Below are 25,010 nucleotides of genomic sequence, written 5' to 3'. Positions count from 1 at the left end.
TATGTATTTTATTATTGTAATTCGTTTTAGAATTCTTTCTAATTCAGATATGTCATAAGATTAGTTAGTTAGATATTTTATCCATGGGTATTTAGATATTTTGAACTAGCTGATTCAAATCCTGAGAAACTTTTTGTATTTCCTTCGTAAATACTTCAATTCTGTCACTGATACGTGCTGATGAAGTTGAACTTTCCTGTGAACAGCTGGAAATTTCCTCTGTCGTTGCAGAAAGCTGATTGATGCTGTTTACAATGGTCTTATTGGATTCACTGATTGTATTAATGTCTTTTACAATACCATCAATAAGAAGTTTTAATTCATTCATGAAATCACCACTTGTTGAAAAGCTTTTATTCACTTCAACAATTTTCTGGTTCTGCTTATTAATATTTGTTACAGATTCCTGCAAGATTGACATTGTATTATCTGTAACCTGGCTTAATTCTGCAATAATATCTGTAATCTGCTGAGTTGATGTCTTTGTCTCATCTGAAAGATTACGTATTTCGTCTGCGACAACTGCGAAACCTTTTCCTGCATCTCCTGCCCTGGCAGCCTCAATAGATGCATTTAAAGCTAACAGGTTTGTCTGGTTTGAAATCGAAAAAATTGCATTTGTAATTTCAGATACATCACGCACTCTTCCAACCAGTGCCTGAATGATTTGAGTCATCTGGCTTGTATTTCCATTAACACTTTTTGACTGTACTGTTAATTCCTGAGCCAAACCAATACCATTTTTTATTATTTCCAGCACTTCCAGTGTTGTTTTATGTACCGTTTCCACATTTTCCATAGTCTTAACAATAGCCGTCTGTATATCTGTTGTCATATTTGCCTGATGTGTAATCTCGCCAACTGTTTCTTCCGTACTGTCTGCAATAGCCCGCATGGAAGTATTATTATTATCCGCCTGCTGATTGATCTCTTTTAGTTCCTCCATGATACTATTAAATTTGTGATTAATCTCTGTAACAGTAGTTACTACCTGTTTCGCTGTATTTTCACTTTTCTCCGATGCCTCAGCTAATTCGTCATGGCTTTCCGTCATAAACCTGTTCAGCAGAATTGTACCAATGTAATATACTACAAACATAATGCCAATCATCAAAGGCATGTATATAAACTCTACTTTATGAAAAATTCCCAGCACTTTAACCTTATAGGCTATATTGCAAAATGTCGCTATTTCCGTTAATACCGTTGAAATAATAATAAATTTTAAATCAAAATACAGCATTGCCACAAAAATAACAGCAAACATATAGGTATAATAACACGCATCAATAAATATAACCAGTGTTGCACAATAATTCACAAAAAACAAACCTGACAAAACGTACAGTGCCGCCCTTGACGCTCTCAGTTTCAAATATGCAGCACTTTCCAAAGCCATAACGATCAACGTCACAACTAACAGTCCTGACTTGAAATCGCCCCCCATAGTGTAATACATTGCAACATTCACCAGATAAAATGAGCATAAAAACATAACAACAATAAATAATAACTTATTACAACGTTTTATATGACTTCTTAAATTTTCCATTCTCTTTTTCTCCCCTTCATAAATACGCCATAATAGTATAATATATACTATTTTATACCACATTATAACATTCTAATGTTTCATTATCAATAAATTTATAACTTTTCTGTAAACGCAGTAGCATAAAATAAGCCAAATGCACTCCCGTTTTATACTATTTCATAAATTATTGTAATAAATCATTTATTTAGAATACTATTTTTGAATATTCTTTTGTATTTCGCTTTTTTCATCCTGAGCCAATACATTTAACAGTTCTTCTTTTATCCTGTCAAACAGGTACTCAAACCTTTTATCCCCTTTAAATGTCAGCATATTCAAAACAAAAGTATCATTAATCGTTATAATTGCAATATTGCAAAACGTTCTAATAGTCAGTGGCGAAACAAAAATAATTTTCTCTATATTAAATTCTCCATACTTTGCTTTTATAGGAGCAACACCTATATTGGTAAGCATAATAGGAAGGCCGTCTTTTCCAACTGAAAAAGATTCACTGTACGCATCTACCACATTGCTTTCAAAGTCCTGAAAATGATTCGCATCTAACAAACCGTTCTCAACTTTATTACGAACTAAATTACCTATAAGAAGCTTATGCCTATCCTCTAATTTTGCCTTTACCAAATCGTTGATAACGTCAACATTCTCCCAAAAATCTTTCGTCCTGTCATATTCCTGCTGCAATATAAATATATCAACGAAATTGCCCATTTGCTTATTATCATCATCCCTGACGTCTGCAATAACCCCCATTTTCAATGCCTCTTCCAGTGACTTGTTAATGACAGTGGCAACAACATTATTCAATGTTACTTTATGGGATTTGCAAACTCGTAAAAGACTATGTAACTGCTCCTTATCCAGTTCTAATACATGATCTTCAATTTCTCTTTCCTCCCAGAATTTTTGAAATACTTTTTCCCTTTCGTCATAATGAAATATCTTTTTTTCGCCTTTCCATTTTTTATTCAATGATCTTAAAGTAGCCTCAATCAAATCATTTAACTCAACATATTGTTCATCATAAGTATCATCAATTACATTAACACATCTTTCCTGGTTATCTTCAAAATACTTTAATTCTTCTGGGCTATTGAGAATATCTAAAATATCCTGAATTAAAATAAGCATAGATTTTCCGTCTCCACCAAGATGGTGCTGAACAACATTTAACTCTACTCTTTCCTCATCATATGCAATAACAAATCTTACTAAGTCACCCTTATCAATTTTAAATTCCTTTTTACACTCATTGGAAACCAGCTCATTTGTCCTTAAGATTCCTTTATGAACTTCAATCTTAGGTATATAAGCATATTCACGGGGAACGTAAAAACAGTCTCCTTTTGTATCCATTTTTATGGTACAGTTCAGGATATCATGCTTTGCTACTGCCCCTACTATTGCCCTTTTAATCCTGAAAATATCCGGTTTTCCTGACAGCTCTACCCTCATCACTATATGTGCTGCAGGATCAAATAAATAATGTCTGTCAGCTTTAATCTTTGTAATCAATATTATTCCTCCTTAATAAAATACATACTCTTCTCAAAAAAATACATTAAGTTTCTTATAGACTTATATTTTTCCATTTATTATATCATTATTTCATAAATCGTACAACTATTTACTTCTTATATACAAAAAAATACGCTTATATGGAAATTATATACTTTTTCCTGGTTCATATGACATACTATAAAGAAATACAGCATAATTCCCATAAAAGAACAAAGTCTGAGTTCCTCAGACTCTCGCGACTGGAATGTACTCGAAGGAACTCAGGCTTTGCCGCACCAGATGGGTGTCGCTGTCTTTTAGCTGTCGCTGTCTTTTAGCTGTCGCTGTCTTTTAGCGACTATCTTCCTTACCCATCTGTGTGCATCCTGTGCCCTTCTTTTTCAGGGCACTTTTTATTTGATAGGGAAGGACTCGCAGAGGACTTTCTTATCAAACAAGAAAGCTGGAGCATTCTTGTCAGGAACACCCCAGCCACCTTAAAATATATCTTCTCAGATTGCTTGCTTTATCTCCGATTCCGAACTCCACTCGTCAAAGATAAACTCACAAACCGGCTTGCCATATATATAATATCTCTTATCCTTAACCGCTGTATTACGGGATTGTCTTCTATTATTCCAGCACCATATGCCAATTCCTTTCACACAGCTTTTTCTGTTACATTGTATAAATACCTCTTCCAAATATTCCACTTGTTCCTGAAGAGATATTTTTCCCTCCAGCTGCCACCTGCCTGGATCTGCACTCGCACCTATTGTTGACATACATCCACATTCTGTCAAGTAAAGCGGTTTCTTGCAAGACAAGGCTAGTTTTTCTATCCGTTCTAATTCTTTTTGAAAATCCTGTTTTGCAAAACTTCCATTCGTGGCAATAGCATCTAATTCTTTCCAAAAAGGTACTTTCTGTTCCTGATATGCTTCTGCCTCGTAAGTAACCTTGCCTTGATAACAAGATCGAACCTGCTTAATCAAGTCATTCCATGCATCTGGCCTGTCCATTAATTTTGTCAAGCAAGATCCAATATAAAACATTTCACATCTGGTTTTTTCTGCAATCTTGGCATAATGCAAAATAAACTTCTGGTAGCTTTCATACCACTGGTTCCACAAATTCTCCTGTGCCGTACTAGCTTTAAAAAACTGTATGCCGGTCCGGCTGGAACCATCCTGGCAATCTATTACTGGTTTCAAAAATACTTTTAACTCTAATTTTCTAGCATATCGAATAAAATCAATCAAATCAGAATCTTTTGGCATAATTGCATGTTGATAATCAATATATACACTTTTACTATCTTCCTGTAACGCTCCTAAAACTATAATAACCGTATTGCATGCAGTCAATTTTTTCATAATTCGCAAATTTTCTTTTGTCTGTTCCTCTCCTATACACTGATAATTAAAACCTGTATAGTTGATGGCCTTTATATTATTCATATAAATCTCCCCTTTACAAGAAAGATATACCAAAAAGTAGAGCTAATTCTTATACATTTAGTATAGGACATAAGCTCTACCTTTTCAATGAAAATGCAAATAATGTAATTTATTTTGTTGTTTTATGCTACTTGACCAATAAAAGCAAAAAAATCACCATATTGTTTTGTGCATTATTACTTTCGCAAAATTTTAAAAATTATAGAAAAAATATAACTTATCTTAATTCCCTGCCTATAATTGTTCCCCCACCAACAACAATATCTTCCTCATAGAATACAACTGCCTGTCCTGGCGTAATAGCACGAACAGGCTGGTCAAATACAACTTTGACAATATCATCTGCCACTTTTTCAATCATACAGGGCTGCCCTTGATGGCTATAGCGGATTTTTCCTGTTACTCTCATTTTTCCATCTAAATCTTCAATAGACATAAAGTTTAAATGATTTGCATAAAGGGTGTCATGAAATACATCCTGATTATCGCCAATCACAACTTCGTTGGTTTCTGGCCTGATTTCCACCACAAATGCCGGCTTTCCTAAAGAAAGGTTCAAGCCTTTTCTCTGGCCTACAGTGTAATGAATAATTCCCTTATGTTTACCAATTATATTTCCATCCATATCCACAAAGCTGCCTGCATCCGGCACTTTTCCTACTGTCTGCTCAATAAAACCTGCATAATTATTATCTGGAATAAAACAGATTTCCTGACTGTCTGGCTTATTGGCAATTCTAAGATTAATTCCTTTTGCAATTTCACGAATCTGATCTTTTGTATATTCACCAACTGGCATTAAGGTATGTGCCAGCTGGTGCTGTGTCAGATTATATAACGCATAAGTCTGATCTTTTGCAGCTGTAGCTGATTTTTTCAGTGCGTAGCGACCATTTTCCAATTGAATTATCCTTGCATAATGGCCAGTTGCTATATAATCAGCACCAATGTCCAGAGAACGTTTCAGCAAAGATTCCCATTTCACGTAACGGTTACAGGCAATACATGGATTCGGGGTTTTTCCCTCCAGATACTCCTTAATAAAATAGTCAATTACATGATCTTTAAATGAATCTTTAAAATTCATGACGTAATATGGGATCCCTAACTGGTCTGCTACTTTTCTTGCATCGTCTACTGCTGATAATCCACAGCATCCCCCATTTTCTTCCTGTACATAGGATGCTTCATCTTGCCATATCTGCATGGTAACGCCCATTACATCATACCCTTTTTCTTTTAAAAGAAATGCAGCAACGGATGAATCAACGCCACCAGACATTCCAATTACAACTTTTTGCATTAATATTCCTCTTCTTCCTCATGTTCACTAATATCATTTACTGGTTTTTCCAAACCTTCAATAACAATATTGTGTTTTTCCGCATAATCCCACAATGCTGCATGAATGGCTTCTTCTGCCAGCAAAGAACAGTGTACCTTAACTGGTGGCAGTCCGTCAAGTGCCTCCATAACTGCTTTGTTTGTAATCTGCAGTGCTTCTTGGATGGTTTTGCCCTTTACTAATTCTGTCGCCATACTGCTTGTTGCCACAGCAGCACCACAGCCAAATGTTTTAAATTTGCATTCGGTAATAACTCCGTTATCATCAACATCTATATACATTCTCATAATATCGCCACATTTTGCGTTGCCAACTGTACCAACACCACTAGCATTTTCGATTTCTCCTACATTTCTTGGATTCTGGAAATGATCCATAACTTTTTCTGAATACATGTGTAATTCCTCCTAAAGGTTTATTGCTCTTGTTTTTTTATAAAGTCTTCATATAAAGGAGACATTGAGCGTAATTTATTAACGATTTCTTTGATTTTTTCTACTACATAATCCATTTCTTCAATGGTATTGGTTTCACTTAATGTCAAACGAAGAGAACCATGTGCGATTTCATGCGGCAATCCAATAGCTAACAATACATGGGATGGATCTAAAGACCCTGATGTACAGGCAGACCCTGATGAACCGCAAATTCCTTCCATATCAAGCATAATTAACAAGGATTCTCCTTCGATAAACTGGAAACTGAAGTTTGCGTTATTTGGAAGACGGTTTGTTCTGTCTCCATTTAAACGTGTGTAAGGCACTTCTTTTAAAACTCGCTCAATTAAATAATTTCTTGTTTCCGTTTCTTTTTTCTGGCGTTCTTCTAAAGATGCCATAGCAAGTTCTACTGCTTTTCCAAATCCCACAATACCTGGGACATTTTCAGTACCAGCACGTCTATGACGTTCCTGTGCACCTCCATGAACGAAAGAACGAAGTTTTAAGCCTTTCCTTATATATAAAAATCCGATTCCTTTTGGTCCATTTAATTTATGACCACTTGCACTTAACATATCAATATTTAATTCTTCTACGTTAATCGCTAATTGCCCAAACGCCTGAACAGCATCCGTGTGAAACAGGATTCCATGTTCCTTTGCAATTTTTCCGATTTCTGCAATGGGCTGAATCGTTCCGATTTCATTATTTGCAAACATAATTGTGATTAAAATAGTTGTTGGACGAATCGCTTTCTTTAATTCCTCTAATTTTACACAGCCATTTTCATCAACATCAAGATACGTTACTTCATAACCACGTTTTTCAAGATACTCACAAGTATGAAGTACTGCATGATGCTCGATTTTGCTTGTGATAATATGATTTCCTTTTTCCCTGTATGCTTCTGCTGTAGCTTTAATTGCCCAGTTATCCGCTTCAGAACCGCCTGCTGTAAAATAAACATCTGCTGTATTGGTTCCTAGTGCCTGTGCGATTGTTTCTCTTGCATGAGTAACAGCCGCTTTATTCTTAGCAGCAAATTCATATACGCTTGATGGGTTACCAAAGTTTTCCGTAAAATAAGGAAGCATAGCTTCTACTACCTCAGGTTTTGCAGGAGTTGTTGCTGCATTGTCTAAATAAATCATCTTTCCCATATGGATAACCTCTCTTCTCTCACAAAATAGTTTTATATTACAATTTATTACACTTTTTTAAACATGTTCCACCTTATTTCAATAATAAGATTTAATGGCAATAAGGTTTATCTTTTGTGCCTTCTTCTGCCTGCTTAGAAAGCAGGGCTTTTCCTTCTTCAGCCAAATCTGATAGCATTAACGTATCGACTGCCTGGCTGATACTGTCACTAATTCTTTTCCATACAAACTTGGATACACAAAGTCCTGCTCCTTCACAGACACTTTCTCCTCCAGATACCTCCGCACAGTCCACTGGATGCAAATCTCCTTCCAATGCTCTAAGAATGTCTCCGACTGATATCTCATTGGCTGGCTTTGCTAATACGTAGCCCCCCTGTGCTCCTCGAATGCTGTTGACAATGCCAGCTTTACGAAGTTTTGACACAAGCTGTTCCAAGTAACTTACGGATATATGCTGACGTTCCGCGATACTGCTTAATGAAACCGCTTCCGTTTCGCTATTCATGGCTAAATCCAGTACAGCTCTTAAACCATATCTGCCTTTTGTTGATATTTTCATTCCATCAGCCCTTATCTGTTTTATTTCTCCATAGAATCAAATTCCCATTAAATTAATGCCAATTAATTTAATTCCAATTAATTTAATTCTGATTATTTTACTAAGAATTAATTCAGATAAATGTTACCATTATCTTAATAGTTTGTCAAGCTGTTCTATAAAATAATTTTTCTGGCCAATGGTATTGCTATTTGCCAGATAGTATAATTTTATGAGAAAACAGGAAATACAATATTCTTTTCCTTTCTATCATGGCATTTTTTATTTTTTTCTCGAATATACTTAAACAAATTGGTAAGAATGGAACTTTGCATGAAAAAATATACAATCATAAAGGGGACATTAATTTTAACTTTCGCAGGGCTTATTACTCGACTAATCGGTTTTTTTTATAAAATTTACTTGTCCAATACATTAGGTGCTGAAAAACTAGGCTTATACCAGCTTATTTTTCCTATATACGGTATTTGTTTTACCTTATTTGCCAGTGGAATCCAAACAGCCATCTCCAAATTAACTGCAGATGAAAATGGAAAACAGCAGCTAGTCCAAAATCCAGAATTCCGTTCAAGATACAACTTAAACCGTATTTTATGTATAGGAATGTCTCTCTCCTTTGCTATTGCCTCCATTCTTGCAATATTAGTCTATACCAATGCAGAATTTCTTGCTGCTAAAGTATTAAAAGAAGCATCTTGTACTGCCAGCGTAAAGATTTTAGCTTTTGCATTTCCTTTTTGCAGTATATCCAGTTCTATTAATGGATACTGCTATGGCTTGAAACGTCCAGGAATTCCTGCTTCCACACAGTTATTGGAACAGATTATTCGTGTAGCTGCAGTATACTATATGGCTGCTGCCTTCGGAAATGGTTCTGCTGGTATTACTTGCGAACTAGCTGTTATGGGGATTATTTTTGGAGAAGCAGGTTCCATGCTTTTTAATATAGTTTCTCTGTCTGTTATGAAGAAACCATTTCCCACAAAGAAACACTGCAAAAAAACTCCTGTAATCGCGCCTTTGACCACGTATATGATTCCACTTACTAGTAATCATCTAGTAGTGAGCTTATTAAATAGCCTAGAGGCAATTTTAATTCCTGCCATGTTAAGAAAATATGGATTAACTGGTTCAGAAGCTCTCAGCATTTATGGAATTCTGACTGGCATGTCAATTCCATTTATATTATTTCCTTCCACCGTCACCAACTCCCTCGCTGTACTTTTACTGCCAGCCATATCAGAGGCTAGTTCAGAAAAAGACCAGCGGACCATTAACCAGACCACACAGACCTGTATTAAGTATTGTATGATTATTGGCATTTTCAGCACTGGCATTTTTATTCTATTTGGCCAATCCTTAGGAGAGTTTTTCTTTCATAATGCCTTAGCTGGACGATTTCTCGTTATTCTTGGCTGGCTTTGCCCGTTTATGTACATTGCCACCACTCTTGGAAGCATTATAAATGGTCTTGGAAAGACTCATTTAACTTTTATCAATACAGTTACTGGATTAGGCATCCGGATCCTGTTTGTTTTTTATATGGTACCAGACAAAGGTATCTATGGGTATTTAGTTGGATTACTTGTAAGTGAATTAGCCATTGCGTTCTTGAATTATCTATCCCTTCGCAATGCCGTACATATTGAACTGGACGCAATTAACTGGCTTGTAAAACCTGCACTGATTATGCTGCTGTCAGGTACTTTGTTGCAGAAAACATATATCTATATATTAAATCTTGCATTGTTTCCAAACATGGTTACTCTCATTTTCTTCTGCCTAATAACCTTAGGTTTATACATTCCATTTCTATTTATCTCAAAGAGTATTACCATGGAAGATTTTAAGTAAACTGCAAAAGGGAAGCCTTAAAGCTTACACAAAAGCTTTAAGGCTTCCCTTTTTATCCGTTTTTCTAATCCTTATTTCAAAAATCCTTCTACAATCTTGCTTTCCGCTTCACTTTCTGTCAAGCCCAGTGTCATAAGCTTCATAAGCTGTTCTCCTGCTATCTTTCCAATCGCTGCTTCATGAATCAGACTGGCATCTACGCAATTGGCTGTTAATTCCGGTACTGCGCTGACACTGGCATCATCCATAATAATGGCATCACATTCTGTATGGCCTGCACATTTGTTATTTCCTACAATTTTAGAAATAAAAAGCTGCTTTGACTGCTCTTTTGCAACCGATCTGGAAACTACATTGGCACTGGAATCTTCTCCATCCAGATTTACCAGAAAGTTTGTCTTAGCATACTGTGTACCATGGGTCATTAATTTTTCTTTCACAATTAATGTAGCACCTTTTTGCAAAGTACTTTCCGTATTACGATCTGTAGAATCAATTCCTTTAATCTGGGCAAGTTCCATTTCCACATAGCCACCTTCGTCTACATTGACAATGGTAGTCGGATTCATGATTCTGCCTCCCTTTCCGTCTCCACTTCCATAATGCTTTTCCACATAACGGACTTTGGCATTCTTTCCTACAAAGAAACGGTGTACGCCGTCATGCTGGGATTTTGCATCTCCTCCATTGTGGATTCCACATCCTGCAATAATGGTGACATCAGCATTTTCCCCAATAAAGAAATCATTGTAAACCGCATCATTGATTCCGCTTTCTGTTAGAAGCACTGGAATATGTACTGCTTCATTTTTCGTATTGGCTTTGATACGGATATCAATTCCCGGCTTATCCTCTTTTGGAATAATATCAATATTAGCTGTTGTACTTCTGGCAATTCCTTTTCCATTGGCACGGATATTATATGCTCCTCTTGGGATTTCATGAAGCCCCGCTACCTGTTCTAATAATTCTTTTTGTATTCCGTCCATCTTAGCAAGCTCCTTTCTTTCGATTACAGCATGGCTTTGCAGCCTCTAGCATCTGAGGGAGAATTTCATCACGGCTTCCTGTTTTGGACACTTCTCCATCTGCCAATACTACAATCTGATCTGCGATATTCAAAATACGTTCCTGATGGGAAATAATCAGAATAGAACCCTGTATTTTCTCATAAAGTTTCTCAAATACCTCTATTAAATTGTTAAAGCTCCAAAGATCAATTCCAGCCTCTGGTTCATCGAATACAGATAGTTTTGTACTGCGTGCTAAAATAGTCGCAATTTCTATCCGTTTCAGCTCACCACCTGATAAGCTTCCATTTACTTCTCTTTTTATATATTCTTTTGCACAGAGGCCTACTTCTGAAAGATATCTGCAGGCATCGTCAATGCTCATGCTGCCCCCTGCTGCAATTGAAATCAAATCGTGTACCGTGATACCTTTAAATCGCACTGGCTGCTGGAAGGCAAAACTAATTCCCAGATTCGCTCTTTCCGTAATACTCATATTGGTAATGTCTGTACCATCCCAGATAATCTGTCCACTCGAAGGCTTAATAATGCCTGCAATTACTTTTGCTAAAGTAGATTTCCCCCCTCCGTTTGGTCCTGTAATGGCAACAAACCGATCTTTTAACTTCAAATTAATGTTTTTCAAAATGGTTTTCTTTCTTCCATTTTCTTCTATTTCAAAGCAAATATCTCTTAATTCTAACATCCCGTATCCTCCGTTCTGCATATTCTTTCATTAGTATAGTCATATTCCTTATAAATTGCAAGACAATCCATCGGTTTTCCTTTTACGTTCTGTTCAAAACGACTAATTAATACAAATTTTGATACAGTTCAGTTCTATAAGGTTTACATCCTATTTTTATTAGGTTATAGTCAACTTATATTTAGCTAACAGGTTAATCACTAATTCCTGTTAGTCCACAATGTTTTATACGGAAAGGAGAAAATGATTATGAAATTTACCAAAAAAGCAGGCACAATTCTTTTAAGTTCTGCACTTTTACTAAACACTATTACACCTCCATTAAATGCTGCACCAGTACAAGACAATAGCCAAGCTCTTAGCTTCAGCGAATGCGAGGATCTGGCAATTTCTAATGATTTAAAAGTTACAACTTCTATCTGGGGGGAAGAAAAACCTGGATATACTGGTGATGGCTTTGTCTGGATGCAAGGCTCTGGTACTATCACACTTACAATAACAGTTAAAGAAACAGGAATGTACTCCGTTTCTACACGCTATATGCAGGAACTAAGCGAAGAAGGAAGACTTCAGTATTTATATGTAAACGGAAAATCTACTGGTTCTTATATGCTTCCTTATGCGACAGACTGGACTGATTTCAGCTTCGGTGTACATAAACTAAACGCAGGCAAAAACACCATTCAGATTAAGAGTGGATGGGGCTATGCATATTTTGATTCTCTAACTGTTGATGTTGCTAAATTACCTAGTTTAACAGTTGACCCTGTTCTTTGTGATTCAAAAGCAACCAAGGAAACACAAACGTTAATGAACTATTTGACTAGCGTATATGGAAAACACATTTTATCTGGCCAGCAAGAAATATATGGAAGTGGAAATGACGGAAACTATGAACTGGAGTTTGACTGGATTCATGATCTGACAGGCAAATACCCTGCCATCCGTGGATTTGATTTCATGAACTACAATCCTCTTTATGGCTGGGAAGACGAAACTACAGACCGTATAATTGACTGGGTAAATAACCGTGGCGGTATTGCAGCTGCATGCTGGCACATTAATGTTCCAAAAGATTTCCAATCATACGAACTAGGTGAATTTGTAGACTGGCAGAAATGTACTTACAAGCCAAATGACACAAACTTTGACACAAGCAAAGCGGTTGTTCCTGGCACAAAAGAATACGAATATGTACAATTAATCATTGAAGATTTAGCAGAACAGCTTAAGATTGCACAGGACAATAATGTACCTGTTATCTTCCGTCCATTCCACGAAGCAGAAGGAAATGGTGGCGAAAAAGGGGAAGGTGCCTGGTTCTGGTGGGCATCTGCTGGTGCTGACGTTTACAAACAGCTTTGGAAAATGCTTTATACAGAATTAACCCAAACCTACGGCATTCATAATTTAATCTGGGAATACAACAGTTACACATACAGTTCTTCTCCAGCATGGTATCCAGGAAACGATTATGTCGATATCGTTGGTTATGATAAATACAACACTGTTTACAACCGTTATGACGGATTATCTGGCGTGCCTAATGAAGATGCTATTTCCTCTATCTTCTATCAGTTAGTACAATTGACAGAAGGCAAGAAAATGGTTGCTATGCCAGAGAATGATACCATTCCTAACGTGGAAAATTTAACAGTTGAAAAAGCTGCATGGCTTTATTTCTGCCCTTGGTACGGCGAATACCTGATGAGTGAATCTTATAACTACAAAGACACAATCGCTGATTTATATCAAAGTGACTACGTTCTTACTCTAGATGAACTGCCAGATTTAAAAGCTTCAGGTCAGACACCAACTAAGAAACCAGAGAAAACTCCTGTGCCTGCCACCTCTCCTTCTCCTATTGTATCAGAAGCTCCTTTGGTTTCTCCTTCTCCTGCAGTTTCCAAAGCTCCTGTGGTTTCTGAAAAGCCTGTAGTTTCTCCTTCTCCTGTAGTGTCTGAAAAGCCTGTGGTTTCTCCTTCTCCTGTAGTAACTCCAAGTTCTGCAGCAAGCGGCGTAAAACCTGTTGTAAAAGTTACTACACAAAATGGCGGTTCCATTAACCAAAGCTACAACATCAGTGCAGCTGGAACAGATCGTCTTGACTTATCGAAATTAGCAATTCGTTATTATTATGATAAGACAGGCAATAAGGCTCAGACTTTCTGGTGTGACAATGCTGGCTTACAGTTAAAAGAATCTCCTTGGTATGCCAATATCTCCGAGAATGTTACAGGAACCTTTCAGGATGATTACTTAGAAATCACATTTGACACCCCATATTCCATTGCTCCAAACGCTGGAAGCCTTTCCATGGGTGTTCGTTTTGCTCAAAGTGACTGGTCAGGTTACACTGACTTTGCTGAAAAAGACATTGTTGTGTACTATGATGGTACAGTCATTTCCCAATAAATTGATAAATCAAAATCCCCAGTCAGTTTTTCAGTCAAGCTGACTGGGGATTTCGTGCTTTATTATCACTTTGTATAAGTTATTATATATGATACATTTTCTTTCTCCATATCTTCTTCGCTCTTCCTATATCTTGTATTTTTTTCTTACTTTCATTCGAGAAATGGCTTTTGCCATGGAAATCTGTGTATGATAGTATTCTGCAATGGACTGTTTCTGTCTTAGCTGTTCTTGTGCTCTCAGTCTTGCACGTTCTGCACGTACCATGTCAATTTCATCTGGATGCTCTGCTGTATCTACCATAATAATAACACGGTTGTTCATCACATAAGCAAATCCCGTACCTAAAACACCTCTCTCAATACTGCCATCGGCTTTGGCCACACGGATTTCTCCAGGATCCACAGCAAACAGCATATTTTCGTGGTGAGCCTGTATGGCTACTTCTCCGTCTTCCATGGTAAAAACAACCTGAGTACATTTATCAAAATAGAATTCTCGTTCAAAGGTGATAACTTTTAAAAATAACGGATCCATTTCATGACCTTCCTACTTGTTATTTTCGCTCATCTGTTTTGCTTTTTCAATTACTTCATCAATTGTACCTACATTAAAAAATGCCTTCTCTGGATATTCGTCCATTTCTCCGTCTATGATCGCCTTAAATCCCCGGATTGTTTCCTTTAATGGCACATATGTTCCCGGAACACCTGTAAAGTTTTCTGCCACATGAAATGGCTGGGATAAAAATCTCTGGATTCTTCTTGCACGGTTTACTGTTAATTTATCTTCATCTGACAACTCTTCCATTCCAAGTATGGCAATGATATCCTGTAATTCTGCATATCCCTGAAGAATTTCCTGAACTTTTCTTGCAGTTTCATAGTGTTCTTCTCCTACAACATCTGCTTCTAGAATTCTAGAGTTAGATTCAAGCGGGTCCACAGCTGGATATATTCCCTGCTCCACTATTTTCCTTGATAATACTGTTGTAGCATCTAAGTGGGCAAATATAGTAGCTGGTGCTGGATCTGTCAAGTCATCTGCTGGTACATAAACTGCCTGAACAGACGTAACAGAACCATTTTCTGTAGAAGCAATTCGCTCTTGCAGTTCTCCCAATTCTGTTGCTAATGTAGGCTGGTAACCAACTGCGGAAGACATTCGTCCAAGTAATGCCGACACTTCTGAACCTGCCTGCACATAACGGAAAATATTATCTATAAATAATAAAACATTCTGGTGTTTCACATCCCGGAAATACTCTGCCATAGTAAGCCCAGTCTCTGCCACACGCATACGGGCACCTGGTGATTCATTCATCTGGCCAAATACTAGAGCTGTCTTTTGCAATACACCACTTTCTTTCATCTCAGACCAAAGGTCGTTACCTTCCCTGGAACGTTCTCCAACCCCTGTAAAAATGGAATAACCGCCTTGCTCCGTTGCTATGTTCCCAATCAGTTCCTGTATTAAGACGGTTTTACCGACTCCAGCACCACCAAACAGGCCTATTTTTCCACCTTTTGCGTATGGAGCTAATAAGTCTATGACTTTTATGCCCGTCTCCAATATTTCAACAGCAGGACTTTGAGCTTCAAACGCTGGTGGCTCTCTATGAATAACCCATTGTTCTGAATTTTCTATTTCAGGCCCATCATCTATCGTCTGTCCAAGAACATTAAATAAGCGTCCCAAAGTTTTCTCTCCTACTGGTACCTTGATTCCGCTTCCAGCAGAACGAACCTCCATGTCTTTACTAAGACCTTCACTGGCTGCCATCATAATGCAGCGTACCGTATTATTTCCCACATGCTGTGCAACTTCCATGACAGCTTCTTTCCCATTATTATCTACAATTAAAGCATCTCTGATAAAAGGTATATCCGTATCTGGAAACTCTACGTCCACAACTGGTCCCATAACTGCAATGATTTTTCCTTTTTCCATTGTTGTCCCTCTGGATACGAGGCTTTCCTCCTTCCATACTGGATTTTATTTTTTCTGTTTTCGCTTCTTGGCTTTTGCACCACCTATTACCTCTGTAATCTCCTGCGTAATAGCAGCCTGCCTTAGCTGATTATATTCCTTCTTTAAGGTAAATAACATGTCTTTCGCACTTGCAGTAGCAGACTCCATTGCCATCATTCGAGAATTCTGTTCGGAACAGTAAGATTCGACTAAGGCACCATAGATAAATCCATTGACGTAACTGGTAATGACACGATCCATAATATATTCTGCTGGTGCAGCAAGACGTATCTCCTCCTGATAGGTATCAGCAGGTATTTGCTTCACCACAAAATCCTCCTGTTTCATAGGAAGAAGCCGTTTTGTCTCGGTAATCATTGAAAATGCATTTTCCATTCTGGTATACACAATATATACTTCATCCAGCTCATTGTTCTGATATAAGTCCAAAACATAATCCTCTAGGACACGTGCCCTGTGAAGGGTTGGTTTTTGTACCGTATACATAAAGTGTTTATCTACTTCTAAATTCTCTTTCAGAAAGAACTGACGTCCTGCTTCTCCAACGGCGAATACTTTGTTGTTTTTTCCTTTTTTCAACAGTTCATGCGTTTTTTTGATGGCGTTATGATTATACGCTCCTGCTAGTCCTTTGTCTGCAGTAATGACGATAAAGCCTCTTCTTTTTTCTTCCTCAGGAATCGAAGTATTCTGTTCAAAGAAAATACTGTGTACTTCTGGTATATGGCGAAGCAGACGTGCAATAACAGACTGTAAGGTAAAGAAATAAGGTTCCGCTTCTTCTAGCTTTTTCTTGGCAGTGCGAAGCTTAGAAGAAGATATCATATACATTGCACTAGTAATTTTCATTGTATCCTTTATACTCTTCATTCTCTTTTGAATTTCCTTCGTATTTGCCATAGCTTAACCTCGATCTTTAAATTCATTGGCAGCAGTTACAATGGCTTGTGCAAGCTCATCTGTAAGCACTTTGCTTTCATTGATTTCCTCTACAATTTCCCGGTGCTCCCGTTCAAAGAATTCCAGCATATCCATCTGAAACTGTTTTACCTCCTTAACTGGCACAGACATAAATACCTCGTGACTGGCTGCACATAAAGTAATAACCTGTCTTGCAAGACTCATTGGCTGGTAAAGTGGCTGTTTTAAAAGTTCCATCAAGATATGGCCGTACAAAAGCTGGTTCTTCGTGCTGGCATCTAAGTCCGAACTAAACTGGGTGAATACCTCCATTTCACGGAACTGTGCCAAATCAATACGAATGGTACCTGATGCCTTCTTCATTGCTTTTGTCTGGGCTGCACCACCAACACGTGATACAGATAGCCCTACATTTACAGCTGGCCTCATTCCTGAGAAGAACAAGTCTGATTCTAAAAAAATCTGTCCATCTGTAATGGAAATAACATTGGTTGGAATATAGGCCGATACATCTCCCGCCTGTGTCTCTATTATTGGAAGTGCTGTCATAGAACCACCTCCCAGCTCATCTTTTAGCTTACTAGAACGCTCTAACAGACGAGAGTGAAGATAAAACACATCTCCTGGATAAGCCTCTCGGCCTGGAGACCGTTCTAATAAAAGGGATATTGCACGGTATGCAACTGCATGTTTGCTTAAATCGTCATATACAATCAGTACATCTTTCCCATTGTACATAAAATATTCACCTAATGCCGTTCCTGCATAAGGTGCAATATACTGCAATGAGGCAGAATCACTTGCCGTAGCTGACATGACAATGGTATAGTCCATAGCATCATGGCTTTTCAGATTATTTACCAGTTTTGCAACAGCAGATGCCTTTTGTCCAATGGCAACGTAAATGCATATGACATTTTTTCCTTTCTGATTGACTATTGTATCAATAGCAATTGCAGTTTTTCCTGTCTGCCTGTCCCCAATAATAAGTTCTCTCTGTCCACGGCCTATAGGGAACATAGAATCTATGGCTAGAATTCCTGTAGCCATAGGCTGGCTGACACTTTGCCTGTCTACAATACCAGGTGCCTCATTTTCAATAGGGCAAAAATCACTGGATTCAATCTCACCTTTTCCATCTATGGGAGCCCCTAAGGCATCCACTACTCTTCCAAGAAATGCATCACCTGCTGGCACTCCTGCTTTTCTCTTGGTTCTAGTAACCTTCGTTCCTTCTTTAATCTGCGTATCCCTTCCAAAGATAATACAGCTTACCTGATTTGGCTGAATATCCAGAACCATGCCTTTCACACCATTTTCAAAGATAATAATTTCTCCGTACATAGCGTGCTCAATTCCATAAAGGACTGCAATCCCATCACCAGCCCAGATAACAGAACCAGCTTCTTGTTCTTTGCTTATCTGGTCATATTGTTCTATTTCACTTTTTAGAATAGAAATAATCTCTTCTGAACTAATTGCCCCCAAATCTTCACCTCCTGAAATCCTTATTGGGAATTCCCATATACCAGTTTCTGTTCCAGACGTAAAAAGCGTCCTCTCAGACTCCAGTCCATCTCTAGGTCTCCTGCTTTTAATATGAAACCGCCCACCAAAGCAGGATCTTGTATCTTACGAATGTGTACTTTTTCTTTCTGGAAACGTTTTCTTAGATAGTTTTTGAACTGCTGTACCTGCTGTTCACTAGGTTCTGTCACATACATAAGTTCTGCTGCCAGCACATCATTTTCCTGATAGTAAATTTTCTTATAAGCTTCAAAAATCTGTGGCAAAAGATTGACAGACTGATAATCACAAAGCAGTTTCAGAAAGCCATGCACCGAGGGAGCAAAGATTTTTTCAATTATCTGGTGTTTCTGCTGTTTTGGAATAACCGGACTTAGAAGTGCTTTCTGCAATTCTTGTGTTTTCCTGTATTTACGCCTAGTGTCTTTCATAGTATCTGGTGTAATGCCCAACTGATATAAAGCTTTTGCATAGTTAATTGCGATCTGGGCCATCTATACCACCTGCTTCATCTAAAAACTGATTGTATAATGCTTCGTCATACTTAGGAGAAGCATTTCGGCCAATGACTTTCCCTGCTGCACACATAACAAGGGTCGATATCTGGCTTTCTAATTCCTTAAGCATCTTGTCATGCTCCTGTTCCATTTTTTCTCTTGCAGCTTCTAGCATTTTCTCTGCCTGTTCTTCTGCACAAGAAAGTCTGCTCTCATATTCTGTTTTTGCCTGTTCTCTAGCCCGTTCCACTATCTGTGCCGACTCTTCTTTGGCATTGGCTAACAGGCCCTGGTATTTTTCTTTCATCTGGCCTGCCTGTAACTGTTCTTCTTTTGCCTCATGAAATCTGGATTCTATCAGTTCCTTCCGTTTATCAAGGATTGCCTGAATAGGCCCAAACAGAAAACGGCGCATAAGAAAATAAAGCACAAGGAGATTGACTATCGTTGCAACAATGTTCCAGTCTAACCGAAGCATTCCCATAACTTTCACAACCTTTCGTGTATCACTTGTTCTAGCCTCATATTATCCTAAGAATAGAATAATCAGAAGTCCAATTACAAAACCATAAATAGCTGTTGCTTCTGCAAGGGCACAGCCAAGTAACAGGGATTTTGAGATCTTGCCGTCTGCTTCTGGCTGTCTGGCAATGGCATCTACTGCCCTTCCTGTCGCTATCCCAATTCCTATACCTGCTCCAATACCTGTTAATACAGCAATAGCTGCTCCAATCGCAATAGCTGTTGACATACGATTACCTCCTTTATTCGATAGCCTCTTTCATAAATAGAGAAGTCAAAAATGCAAATACATATGCTTGTATAAATCCATCAAAAATATCAAAGTACAAACTAAAAGGAACTGGAAGAACCCAAGCACAAAGTCCTCTTAACAATTCCATTACAACAAAGGAACCCAGCACATTTCCAAAAAGCCGCATACACAAAGATAACGGCCTTATGAACAGTTCCAGTATATTGATAGGAACCAGAAGCGGAACTGGATCTGCAAATGCCAGAAGCTTGCCGGCAAATCCCCTTGCATGAAAGGAAGAATACTCAATAAGCACGATACTCATAATGGCAAGAGCCACTGTTACACCAAGGTCTTTGGTTGGCGGTTTCAGTCCAAAAAGCCCTATCATATTGGCAATGCCAATAAACCAGACAATGGTAATGAGATACGAAATATAACGTCTTCCATGTTCTCCAAGCATATCATCAAAAAAATGATAAAAAAAGGAATACCCTGCTTCCATAGCAAGCTGCTTTTTCCCAGGATTTTCAACTTTAAGATTGCGGACAAAAAGAATGGACAGACCCACCATGATAGCCATGATTATCCATGTAACTACGACAGATTCTGCAATTTTAATTCCTCCTGATACTGGAATGGTAAACACAGTTTCGACGTTCAGTTCCTCCATTAGATTAACTGCGAATTCTTTCGTTTTGCTCACTTCCTTTCTATCCTTTTGCACTTTCTTCTGCACTCTTAAAAAATATAACGCAAAAAATGAGGTGATTGAATACTTTGGTAGTATCTATCACCTCAATAGCTTTTATTCGATTTCTAAACTGGATAATGTTTCATTCCTTTTGTTTCAACAAGGGTATTTTCCAAAAGCTCATACTGACGGCTGCATATTTTTTCAAGTTCGGGATCTTCTGTAAGTAAAATCGTCGTAATATCTAATGCAGGAAGATTACTAATGATATCAATAACAGGATCTGCCTGGCTTTTATTCAATTCTTCCAACGATATCTCAGCTATTACAACCTTAGGCATATTTACAATCGCCCTCGCAATTTTTATCCGTAATTCCTCTCCTGAAGTTAATGTCCAGAGTTCACGTTTTGCTGTGTCATGAAGTTTTACAAATTTAAGAGCTTTTAAAGCAATTGCTTCCAATCTGGACTGGCCACATCTAGAGCTGTAATTTAGGGGAAACGATACATTTTCTATTACATTCCATTTAGGAATTAAAGGAAAAGAATATGATACACTTCCAATATTTGAATTTCGAAAGGCTGCCATCTGTTTATCCGACTGATAAGGCAATGGCAAAGCATCAATAAAGTAGCTGCCACTAGCAGGTATGCTTACTCCGCTTAAAATATGAATCAGTGCAGTACGGGCTTTTGTTTCTTTGGCTCGAATCCCTATGATGCTTCTTTTCCCAGCAGCCAGATTCAATTGTTCAATTGGCCTGCTCATAGAATGCTTTTTACTTGCTTTTTGCTGGCTCACTTGATGTAATTCTACATATTGCATTATCTTTCCCACCTTTCACTAAAAGGATGTAACTGTTTTATAAGAACAAAAGAACACATAGAAACAAGAACGTTTAACAGACAGCATATAAACATGCCCGCAATGCTATAACAAACTAAGTCACGAAATGAATTGCCTGTATGTAAGACATTATAAAAGAAATCTGTAAAATTTACATACAAAAGATTCATACTTAGTGAAATTACCAGCATAATATATTGTTTCGCTGTTATGTATGTGATCAGCATTCTGTAGGATGCTCCAGCTACATAATAAATCAGGTACTGCTTTCTTTTCAGCATAAAATGCAGACAGGTACTGGCTGTTAAGATTCCTGCAAAAAGAAAACCTATTAAAACAGTGCGAAGACAGGTAATGGAAACAGGAATTACTTTTTCATTTTTTGCTCCAGCAAGCAAAAGGACTATAAGGAAAATAAAGACACTATAGAATAAAACATATATCAATGTAAGAAAAGGTGACTCCCATAATAACTCTGTTCGAAATTTCTTTTTGTTCATGTATTCCCCTTTGTGTAATATGATTTCTTTTTATGTATATGCATAGGGGGAAGGAATTTTGTCAGCATTTACTGAATAATTAAAATTTTCTCATCTTTTAGTATATACTTTTCCGAATATTTAGTTAAGATACCTAACGAGATAGATTAACTATTTTACTAATTCATCAATAATCAACGAAGTTTTTCCTTCTGTCTCTTCGTTAATCTCAATATACACTACTGCATCTCCTTCGCCTTCTAACGTAATATCTTTTTCAAAATTATCATCAGCTGTCACTTTTTCTTCCCACAATTTCTCTTTATTAGAATTTTCAACTTTTAAAACGCAATCACCAGAACTCAGTGTCACATTCCATTTCAATTTATACTCTGCTCCCTTTTTCATCGTAAAGTTATCCTTAAAGCAATTATATTGTTCCTCATACTCCTCTTTCTCAATATGATATTCACAATTTAGCACTTCTTTGATCTTCGACTTTTTATTTCCTTGAACCTTCCAGATAAACAGACCTAATATTATAATTATTGCTATTAAAATAACTCCAATTATCCTCTTCTTAATCATTCTTTTCATCTCCTACTATTTTCCCATCAGACAACGTTATAATTCTTTTTGTTTTACTGGCTACTTTTTCATCATGTGTTACTAAAATAACTGTCTTTCCAGTTTCATTTATTTTCTTAAAAATCTCCATAACTTCCTCTCCAGTTTTCTTGTCTAATGCACCTGTTGGTTCATCAGCCAGAATAATCTGATTATTGCTTGCTAATGCTCTTGCAATTGCAACTCTTTGCTACTGTCCGCCCGATATGTGGATTGGAAGCTTGTTTTTTAACTCCTTTATATTCAACATTTCTAGCTTTTCCATGATTATCTGTTTACGAATTGCCTTCTTTACATTCTGGGCAAGCAATGGAACCTCTATATTTTCATACACTGAACAATGATTCATTAGAGCAAACTGCTGAAAAACAAAACTAATCTTTCTCTTTCGAATATTATGCAGCTGTGTAATAGGCAAATTATGGATTTCTATATCATCAAGAAAGTATTCACCATCTTTAATTTGTAATGACACATGATTCAATGCCTTTTCTTCAAAACTTTCCCCTCGGTAAACTTTATCTATACACTCTAACCGGATCATCACTCATTTCCTCCTATTAATTCTACTGGTTTCATCTTACTCATTATCATGACTGGTGGAACACTTGCAATTATAATAATCAGAAGCGTGATTAACACCATAAACGGTAATGTCAGCTGGATATGTATCTGACGTATTAATCCTGAAAATGCTTTGAATTTATCCTTTAAGATCAAATATGTTCTGATTGAAAAAGCAATTCCCACAGACAGAAAAATTATGTATGCATTTTCAAGAATAATCTTCCACGCAATGTCTCTTCTTGAACAGCCATTTGCATACAAAATGCCAATTTCTCTTTTTCGCATTAGAATAGAAACAACTGCAGATGAAGATATAGCAATGCTGGAGAAAAGCACAAAAACAAATGTAATCAGAAATGCAGTATTCATATTTTCACGATATGATTCTTCATAATCTTTAATGACCTCTTCCATCGGCACAATACTGACTGATAATCCTAATTGCTTAGCTTTCGTTATAATTAAATTCTTAATATTCTCCGTTTCACTATTTGATTCTAGCAAAAGAAAAGATGTTGATAAAGTACACAGAGTTGACATTACTCTATTGTCACTTTTGTCTATTTCATTTTGACTTCTTGCTGCAATTATTTTGTAATTTAATGAAACTACACCAGTTCCTACTGCATCAACATCACCAAACCATTTCTGATCTTTTTCTAAAATACCAACCACTTGATATTTTTGTCCATTACTTTGCGATGTTATTATTGTTCCTGCCTTCAAAATATCTCTTAAGCCATATCCCACTAAAACTGGTCGTATATTTTCTTCTTTATACTTTTTAAAGTCAGTATCTCCCACTATTGTTTTCAACTTGCACAACTGCTCCATTCCATGATTTACATAAATCACTTCCGATAAACCTAATGTCTCCATACGAAAAGTATTGGCATATGCTTTTCTATTAATGTTTTGATATTTTGGGTTATTTTTTAACTCTCCAAAATATTCACTACTCTCATCATAGCTTCCTCCAGCATATATCCCGTCAACTTTGTCTATGTATTGCATGAGCTGATTCACAGAATTTATGAATCCGTCTGTCTCTTCAATATAATTAAACTTAATCTGTAACGTATTTTCTTTCCCATATTTCAGCATTCTGCTAAGCTCAATCTTGTGATAAATGAAACGAAACGAATTGGAAGCCATTTGATCTATAAGAAAAAAAGAACAGATACAAACCGAACAGATCAAAAAAAGCTTCCAGCGAATTCTTGCCATCGACCTCACTGTAAGCATGATAAGATTTCTTAACTTCATATATTTTTTTATCCCCTTCCCTCAGTTATAGCTTGAGCTGGAGTAATTTTCATTAATACAATTTATAATGCTGAATAGATATATCACAAAAACAACTACAACACTTGAATTATCCATGGCATACTGCAATACATCCATATCCTCATCAACCTGCCGTCCTTCTACATTAATCGTATTAGAAAAATCCGTCATATTGCTTTTTATATGATTATATGCATCATATGTGTTATTCTTATCGCTATTAATAATAACATTTATATCGTCACTATTCATTATTTTCTTTGACATTTCTCTTGTAAGACAATTCTCATATACAAACACATAGCCATTTGAACCGAATTCCTTCATCGTTCCAATAACTTCATATGCAGTTCCGTTCATTTCGATATACTTTTTTGAGTCTTTTACAAATGTACAACTCTCTAAACCACTTCTAATTACAGCCACATGTTTCCCGCTAACTATTTCTTTTTTGGTAGGAAGCCTGCCAGTATTCAAAAGGATTTTTAACTCTATTGCATTCTGTAACACTATGTCCGCCTTAACATTTCCACTAGCTCCTTCAATACAAGCATCTGCTACCAAATGTACATTCACTTTTTCTGGCACTTCAAATAATTGAGGAGTTAACTGCCTCTTATCTGTATTCTCTACATTTAATCTTGTTGTTTCATTATAACGAGCCTGCTTGTCTTCATCTGCTGCTTTCGTTACTTCATTATAAATACTTAACCCATCAAACAGCATCAAAAATGCAACCATCAAACCAACGATAACATAAAACGTAGATAAAGGATAACGAAATACCTTCTTGCATTTAACTAACATCTA

At 37.0% G+C, this 25,010-nt stretch carries 26 protein-coding genes; 2 read left to right on the top strand and 24 right to left on the bottom strand.

Translation table 11 applies throughout. The features are described 5' to 3' along the window. Nucleotides 1-91: 91 nt before the first annotated feature. From BMY85_RS04175 to BMY85_RS04145, 7 genes are all read right to left on the bottom strand, one after another. Nucleotides 92-1,552: a methyl-accepting chemotaxis protein gene (locus tag BMY85_RS04175; protein ID WP_177180624.1), complete on the bottom strand. Its 1,461-nt coding sequence runs from the start codon at nt 1,550-1,552 to the stop codon at nt 92-94. Nucleotides 1,553-1,747: 195 nt separating this feature from the next. Beyond that, nucleotides 1,748-3,070, bottom strand: coding sequence for a condensation domain-containing protein (locus BMY85_RS04170; protein WP_092476761.1), 1,323 nt, complete (start codon nt 3,068-3,070; stop codon nt 1,748-1,750). Nucleotides 3,071-3,567: 497 nt separating this feature from the next. After that, a complete protein-coding gene (locus BMY85_RS04165; protein WP_092476759.1) occupies nt 3,568-4,515 on the bottom strand; it encodes a glycoside hydrolase family 113 in 948 nt (315 codons plus the stop codon). 217 nt (nt 4,516-4,732) lie between these two features. Further along, nucleotides 4,733-5,818, bottom strand: coding sequence for a tRNA 2-thiouridine(34) synthase MnmA (gene mnmA / locus BMY85_RS04160; RefSeq protein WP_092476757.1), 1,086 nt, complete (start codon nt 5,816-5,818; stop codon nt 4,733-4,735). After that, nucleotides 5,818-6,255, bottom strand: coding sequence for a Fe-S cluster assembly scaffold protein NifU (gene nifU / locus BMY85_RS04155; RefSeq protein WP_092476755.1), 438 nt, complete (start codon nt 6,253-6,255; stop codon nt 5,818-5,820). Before nifU ends, mnmA begins: the two co-directional genes overlap by 1 nt. 20 nt (nt 6,256-6,275) lie before the next feature. Beyond that, nucleotides 6,276-7,460 carry a cysteine desulfurase NifS gene (gene nifS / locus BMY85_RS04150; protein WP_092476753.1) on the bottom strand — a complete coding sequence of 395 codons (1,185 nt, stop codon included), beginning with the start codon at nt 7,458-7,460 and terminating at the stop codon, nt 6,276-6,278. A 91-nt stretch (nt 7,461-7,551) separates the two neighbouring features. Then, nucleotides 7,552-8,022, bottom strand: coding sequence for an RrF2 family transcriptional regulator (locus BMY85_RS04145; RefSeq protein WP_092476751.1), 471 nt, complete (start codon nt 8,020-8,022; stop codon nt 7,552-7,554). 312 nt (nt 8,023-8,334) lie between these two features. Here BMY85_RS04145 and BMY85_RS04140 point away from each other — a divergent pair, with 312 nt between their 5' ends. Continuing rightward, nucleotides 8,335-9,876, top strand: a complete 1,542-nt coding sequence (locus tag BMY85_RS04140) for a putative polysaccharide biosynthesis protein (protein ID WP_177180623.1) — start codon at nt 8,335-8,337, stop codon at nt 9,874-9,876. Between the two features lie 71 nt (nt 9,877-9,947). On the opposite strand, the gene BMY85_RS04135 is transcribed toward BMY85_RS04140, so the two are convergent. Beyond that, complete coding sequence (locus BMY85_RS04135; protein ID WP_092476747.1) at nt 9,948-10,865, bottom strand: SufB/SufD family protein; 918 nt, start codon at nt 10,863-10,865, stop codon at nt 9,948-9,950. Nucleotide 10,866: 1 nt separating this feature from the next. After that, entirely contained in the window at nt 10,867-11,592 is a 726-nt protein-coding gene (locus BMY85_RS04130; protein WP_092476745.1) for an ABC transporter ATP-binding protein, read from the bottom strand. Nucleotides 11,593-11,841: 249 nt separating this feature from the next. Here BMY85_RS04130 and BMY85_RS04125 point away from each other — a divergent pair, with 249 nt between their 5' ends. Then, the gene (locus tag BMY85_RS04125; RefSeq protein WP_092476743.1) at nt 11,842-14,007 is read left to right on the top strand and encodes a glycosyl hydrolase; all 2,166 of its coding nucleotides are present in this window, start codon (nt 11,842-11,844) and stop codon (nt 14,005-14,007) included. 126 nt (nt 14,008-14,133) lie between these two features. Here the strand turns inward: BMY85_RS04125 and atpC are convergent, their stop codons facing one another. The 15 genes from atpC to BMY85_RS04055 form a co-directional block, all read right to left on the bottom strand. Beyond that, entirely contained in the window at nt 14,134-14,544 is a 411-nt protein-coding gene (gene atpC / locus BMY85_RS04120) for an ATP synthase F1 subunit epsilon (RefSeq protein ID WP_092476741.1), read from the bottom strand. A 12-nt stretch (nt 14,545-14,556) separates the two neighbouring features. Further along, a complete protein-coding gene (atpD, locus tag BMY85_RS04115) occupies nt 14,557-15,957 on the bottom strand; it encodes a F0F1 ATP synthase subunit beta (RefSeq protein ID WP_092476740.1) in 1,401 nt (466 codons plus the stop codon). Between the two features lie 45 nt (nt 15,958-16,002). After that, nucleotides 16,003-16,899: an ATP synthase F1 subunit gamma gene (gene atpG / locus BMY85_RS04110; RefSeq protein ID WP_092476738.1), complete on the bottom strand. Its 897-nt coding sequence runs from the start codon at nt 16,897-16,899 to the stop codon at nt 16,003-16,005. A gap of 3 nt (nt 16,900-16,902) precedes the next feature. After that, nucleotides 16,903-18,408: a F0F1 ATP synthase subunit alpha gene (gene atpA / locus BMY85_RS04105; RefSeq protein WP_092476737.1), complete on the bottom strand. Its 1,506-nt coding sequence runs from the start codon at nt 18,406-18,408 to the stop codon at nt 16,903-16,905. Nucleotides 18,409-18,428: 20 nt separating this feature from the next. After that, a complete protein-coding gene (gene atpH / locus BMY85_RS04100; RefSeq protein WP_092476735.1) occupies nt 18,429-18,941 on the bottom strand; it encodes an ATP synthase F1 subunit delta in 513 nt (170 codons plus the stop codon). After that, a complete protein-coding gene (atpF, locus tag BMY85_RS04095) occupies nt 18,922-19,428 on the bottom strand; it encodes a F0F1 ATP synthase subunit B (RefSeq protein ID WP_092476733.1) in 507 nt (168 codons plus the stop codon). The genes atpH and atpF overlap by 20 nt, the downstream gene beginning before the upstream one ends. A 42-nt stretch (nt 19,429-19,470) precedes the next feature. Next, on the bottom strand, nt 19,471-19,695 hold the full coding sequence (gene atpE / locus BMY85_RS04090; protein WP_092476731.1) for an ATP synthase F0 subunit C: 225 nt from the start codon (nt 19,693-19,695) through the stop codon (nt 19,471-19,473). Nucleotides 19,696-19,708: 13 nt separating this feature from the next. Beyond that, on the bottom strand, nt 19,709-20,371 hold the full coding sequence (locus BMY85_RS04085; protein WP_177180625.1) for a F0F1 ATP synthase subunit A: 663 nt from the start codon (nt 20,369-20,371) through the stop codon (nt 19,709-19,711). Between the two features lie 146 nt (nt 20,372-20,517). Beyond that, on the bottom strand, nt 20,518-21,219 hold the full coding sequence (locus tag BMY85_RS04080; protein ID WP_092476729.1) for an ATP-binding cassette domain-containing protein: 702 nt from the start codon (nt 21,217-21,219) through the stop codon (nt 20,518-20,520). Further along, nucleotides 21,219-21,740, bottom strand: a complete 522-nt coding sequence (locus tag BMY85_RS04075; RefSeq protein ID WP_092476726.1) for a hypothetical protein — start codon at nt 21,738-21,740, stop codon at nt 21,219-21,221. The genes BMY85_RS04080 and BMY85_RS04075 overlap by 1 nt, the downstream gene beginning before the upstream one ends. Before the next feature lie 150 nt (nt 21,741-21,890). After that, nucleotides 21,891-22,307 (bottom strand): hypothetical protein, encoded by a 417-nt coding sequence (locus BMY85_RS04070; RefSeq protein ID WP_092476724.1) that lies wholly within the window; start codon nt 22,305-22,307, stop codon nt 21,891-21,893. Continuing rightward, entirely contained in the window at nt 22,300-22,437 is a 138-nt protein-coding gene (locus BMY85_RS15505; protein ID WP_177180622.1) for a hypothetical protein, read from the bottom strand. The genes BMY85_RS04070 and BMY85_RS15505 overlap by 8 nt, the downstream gene beginning before the upstream one ends. Before the next feature lie 99 nt (nt 22,438-22,536). After that, nucleotides 22,537-22,890, bottom strand: a complete 354-nt coding sequence (locus BMY85_RS04065) for a P-loop NTPase family protein (RefSeq protein ID WP_092476722.1) — start codon at nt 22,888-22,890, stop codon at nt 22,537-22,539. Further along, complete coding sequence (locus tag BMY85_RS04060) at nt 22,890-24,179, bottom strand: FtsX-like permease family protein (RefSeq protein WP_092476720.1); 1,290 nt, start codon at nt 24,177-24,179, stop codon at nt 22,890-22,892. The genes BMY85_RS04065 and BMY85_RS04060 overlap by 1 nt, the downstream gene beginning before the upstream one ends. A gap of 21 nt (nt 24,180-24,200) precedes the next feature. Continuing rightward, nucleotides 24,201-25,007, bottom strand: coding sequence for an ABC transporter permease (locus BMY85_RS04055; RefSeq protein WP_092476718.1), 807 nt, complete (start codon nt 25,005-25,007; stop codon nt 24,201-24,203). Nucleotides 25,008-25,010: the final 3 nt, after the last annotated feature.

The organism is [Clostridium] polysaccharolyticum, assembly GCF_900111595.1.
Classification (GTDB): Bacteria; Bacillota; Clostridia; order Lachnospirales; family Lachnospiraceae; genus Clostridium_AI; species Clostridium_AI polysaccharolyticum.
The sequence above is the reverse complement of the archived record's forward strand: the minus strand, read 5'-3'. Positions and strand labels throughout refer to the sequence as shown.